4 protein-coding genes are annotated in these 3925 nt (G+C 70.3%); 3 read left to right on the forward strand and 1 reads right to left on the reverse strand.

The window, feature by feature from the left end; all coding sequences use genetic code 11:
- The 3 genes from ENN83_RS03805 to argF all read left to right on the forward strand — a co-directional run.
- The coding region (locus ENN83_RS03805) for a hypothetical protein (protein WP_287184269.1) at nucleotides 1-238 on the forward strand (238 nt) is incomplete at its 5' end.
- A gap of 223 nt (nucleotides 239-461) precedes the next feature.
- The gene (locus ENN83_RS03810) at nucleotides 462-1652 is read left to right on the forward strand and encodes an aspartate aminotransferase family protein (RefSeq protein WP_287184271.1); all 1191 of its coding nucleotides are present in this window, start codon (nucleotides 462-464) and stop codon (nucleotides 1650-1652) included.
- Nucleotides 1649-2575: an ornithine carbamoyltransferase gene (gene argF, locus ENN83_RS03815; RefSeq protein ID WP_132693946.1), complete on the forward strand. Its 927-nt coding sequence runs from the start codon at nucleotides 1649-1651 to the stop codon at nucleotides 2573-2575. Before ENN83_RS03810 ends, argF begins: the two co-directional genes overlap by 4 nt.
- 212 nt (nucleotides 2576-2787) lie before the next feature.
- On the opposite strand, the gene ENN83_RS03820 is transcribed toward argF, so the two are convergent.
- The coding region (locus ENN83_RS03820) for an ATP-dependent helicase C-terminal domain-containing protein (RefSeq protein WP_287184273.1) at nucleotides 2788-3925 on the reverse strand (1138 nt) is incomplete at its 5' end.

Genomic DNA, 3925 nt, shown 5'->3' on the forward strand with positions numbered 1-3925 from the left:
CCCCGAACGGCGCCGAACGCTGCCTGTCTTCCTCTGCCTGCGGCTTGCGGATGACTGGGCCGAGCCGCGCCCCTGGAAGGCCGACAACCAGACGCTGCCCTATATCGGCTGGCATATCACCCGGCGCGAGAATGGCCGGTTGCTGACCGTGCTGCTGGGGCCGCTGGCGCTGCTGGCCGCAACCCCGCCCGCGCCGAAGGAGGCCTCAGGCCCGGGCGCGGTGCATCCCCAGGGCTGAGCGGATCGCAACCGTGGCCGGGGGGAGCGCCCCGGTGCTGGACAGGGCGGCGAAACCGCGCTATCGGGGCGGCCATGACGCTGCTGTGCCGCCCTCTTTCGCGCCGACGCCGCCGAGCCTGACCCGGCCGCCTGCGCGTGCGCCAACGCGTCTTCCTCTCCCACGTTGACACGATCCCGGCCGTGGGGCACCCCTTTGGCCTCTGATCCCAAGGATTTTCCGCATGATCCCTTCCATCCTGCCGACCTATGACCGTGCGCCGCTGGAATTCGAGCGGGGCGAAGGCCCCTGGCTGACCGCCACGGATGGCCGCCGCTTTCTCGATTTCGGCGCCGGGATCGGGGTGAACGCGCTGGGCTATGCCCATCCCGCGCTGGTCGCGGCGCTGACGGCACAGGCGGGCCGGTTGTGGCATCTGTCGAACCTTTACTGCATTCCCGAACAGCAGGCGCTGGCCGACGCGCTGGTGGACAAGACCTTTGCCGACACGGCGTTCTTTACCAATTCGGGCACCGAAAGCTGCGAACTCGCGGTCAAGATGGCCAGGAAATACTGGTATGACAAAGGCCAGGGCGAGCGGGTGAACATCGTCACCTTCGCGGGCGCGTTCCATGGCCGGTCCTCGGCCGCGATCGCGGCGGCGGGGTCCGAAAAGATGACCAGGGGCTTCGGGCCGCTGCTGCCGGGCTTTGTCCATCTGCCCTTTCCGGCCCATGGCGCAGAGCTTGAGGCCGCAGTTGATGGAACCGTGGCGGCGGTCATGGTGGAGCCGGTGCAGGGCGAGGGGGGCATCCGCCCGCTGCCCGAACCCTGCCTGAAGGGGCTGCGCGATCTGTGCGACCGGACCGGGGCGCTGCTGATCTTTGACGAGGTGCAATGCGGGATGGGCCGGACGGGCAAGCTGTTCGCCCATGAATGGGCCGGGGTTGCGCCCGACATCATGATGATCGCCAAGGGCATCGGCGGCGGCTTTCCGCTGGGCGCGGTGCTGGCGAGCGAGGAGGCCGCCAGCGGCATGACCGTGGGCACGCATGGCTCGACCTATGGCGGCAACCCGCTGGCCTGCGCGGTGGGCAAGGCGGTGCTGGAGATCGTCGGCGACCCCGGCTTTCTGGACGGGGTGAACCGCAAGGCCGGGCTGATGCGCCAGAAGCTGGAGGGGCTGGTGGCAAGCCATCCCGATATCTTCGAACTGGTGCGCGGGGTCGGGCTGATGCTGGGGCTGAAATGCCGGGTGCCGAATACCGATCTGGTGCAGGCGGGCTATGATCAGGGGGTGTTGACGGTGGGCGCGGCGGACAATGTCGTGCGGCTGTTGCCGCCGCTGAACGTCACCGAGGAGGAGATCGCCGAGGCGCTGGCCCGGCTCGATGCGGCGGCGGGCGTGCTGGCAGGCAAGGGGGCGGGGGCATGAGGCATTTCCTCGATCTTCACACCACGGATGCGGGCGAGTTGCGGGCGATGATCGACGCGGCCCGCGCGATGAAGACGGCGCGGGCGGGACGGCCCCGGGGGGCGCTGGACGACGATCAGCCGCTTTCGGGGCGGATGGTGGCGCTGATCTTCGAGAAACCCTCGACCCGGACGCGGATCAGCTTTGACATGGGCGTGCGCCAGATGGGCGGGCAGACCATGGTGCTGTCGGGCGCGGACATGCAGCTGGGCCATGGCGAGACCATCGCCGACACGGCCCGCGTCCTGTCGCGCTATGTCGACCTGATCATGCTGCGCACCTTCGAGGAGGCGACACTGCACGAGATGGCCGAACATGCCAGCGTTCCGGTGATCAACGGGCTGACCAACCGCAGCCATCCCTGCCAGATCATGGCCGATATCCTGACCTATGAGGAACATCGCGGCCCGATCGGGGGGCGCAAGGTGGTGTGGTCGGGGGATGGCAACAATGTCTGCGCGTCCTTCCTCCATGCCGCGGGGCAGTTCGGTTTCGATTTCACCTTTACCGGACCGCCGACGCTGGACCCCGAGCCGGGTTTCGTGGCCGAGGCGCGCGCCAAGGGTGTGCGGGTCGAGATCGAGCGCGATCCGATGCGCGCGGTCGCGGGGGCGGACCTCGTGGTGACCGATACCTGGGTGAGCATGCATGACCCGCAATCGGCGCGCGAGCGGCGGCACAACCAGTTGCGCCCCTACCAGGTGACCGAGGCGCTGATGGCGGCGGCGAAACCGGATGCGCTGTTCATGCATTGCCTGCCCGCCCATCGCGACGAGGAGGCGACAAGTGCGGTGATGGACGGGCCGCATTCGGTGATCTTCGACGAGGCCGAGAACCGGCTGCATGCGCAGAAGGCGATCCTGCGCTGGTGCCTGGGCGTCTGACGGGGCGCTCCCGCCCCCGGCCCGCGCGGGGCTTGCGCCCCGCTTGTCCGGGGTTGGGCGTGGCCGCGCGCGGGCGCGCGCGGCGCCTCCGGCGGGGGTATTTGGGCCAAGAAGAAACAGCAGTCAGGAGTGGGGCGCCACGCGAGGGACCGGCCGGAGGGCCGGGCCCGAGATGAAAGGCGTGCGCCGCAGGCGCTCGATTTGACAGACGCTCAGGGCCGGGGTTTCCGGCGCAATGTGGGTGTGGCGGCGGTGGGGTCCTCGGGCCAGGGGTGTTTGGGGTAGCGCCCGCGCATGTCCTTGCGGACATCCGAATAGCTGGTCGCCCAGAAGCCCGGCAGGTCGGTCGTGACCTGCACCGGGCGCTGTGCAGGCGACAGCAGCGTGATCCGGAGCGGCAGCCGGTTCGGGCCGATGCAGGGATGTGTCGTGGTGCCGAAGAGTTCCTGAAGCCGCAATTCGATGGCCGGGCTGTCGCCGGAATAGTCGATGGGCACCTGACGGCCGAGCGGGGTTTCGAAATGCGCCGGTGCGAGGCGGTCTAGGCCTTGCTGTTGGTCCCAGCTCAGGCAGGCGCGGAGCGCGGGCAGGAGGTCGAGGCGTCGGAGATCCTCGGCGCTGCGCGTGCCGGAGAGATGGGGCAGGAGCCAGTCGTCGAGACGGTCCAGAAGCGTGGTGTCCGAGAGGTCGGGCAGGTCCGTGCCCTGCTGGCGGATCAGCTCGACCCGGGCCTGGAAGCGGCGGGCGGAATCGGTCCAGGGCAGTCCCAGCGCCCGGATACCGTCGAGCGCGGCGCGGGCCATGGCCTCGGGCGGGGCGTCGGGCCAGGGGCGGTCGTCGAGGACAAGCGCCCCGAAACGTTCCTGGCGGCGCGCGACCACCCGGTTTTCGCGGTCTGACCAGTGGCAGATCTCGTGCCACGCGATGGCGGGGCCATGGGTGGTGCGCAGTTCGGCCTCGGTCAGCGGGGCGGCGAGGCGGATGCGGGCCTCGCGCGTGTCGCCGTCTAGATCGAGCGCGACGATCAGGCGCTGGCCTGCCAGCGGGTCTGCCGCGTCCATCGCGGCGCCCTTGCCGCCCGACAGGATGAAGCGCGGCGCCTCGCCCTCGCGGCGCAGGCCGATGCGGTCGGGATAGGCAAGCGACGCCATCTCGCCCGCTGACATTGGCCGGGGGCTGTCGGGGGCGCGGGCGGCAAGGCGCTTCGTTTCGGCGCGGATGCGGGCGAGCGTTGCGCGGTCGGGCGGGATGGGCGTCTCGGCGCGGGGGTCGGCCAGCGCGCGCAGGCGCAGTGTCAGGTCGGCGCCTGCGCCGCGCAGCGGGTCGCGGTCTTCGAGCAGGGCGGCGAGC

This window comes from Rhodovulum sp. (assembly GCF_011048875.1).
GTDB lineage: Bacteria > Pseudomonadota > Alphaproteobacteria > Rhodobacterales > Rhodobacteraceae > Rhodovulum > Rhodovulum tesquicola.

Bases quoted from the DNA above. Each gene is read 5' to 3' on its own strand.
- ENN83_RS03810 (WP_287184271.1), top strand. From the start codon at position 462: ATGATCCCTTCCATCCTGCCGACCTATGACCGTGCGCCGCTGGAATTC.
- argF (WP_132693946.1), top strand. From the start codon at position 1,649: ATGAGGCATTTCCTCGATCTTCACACCACGGATGCGGGCGAGTTGCGG.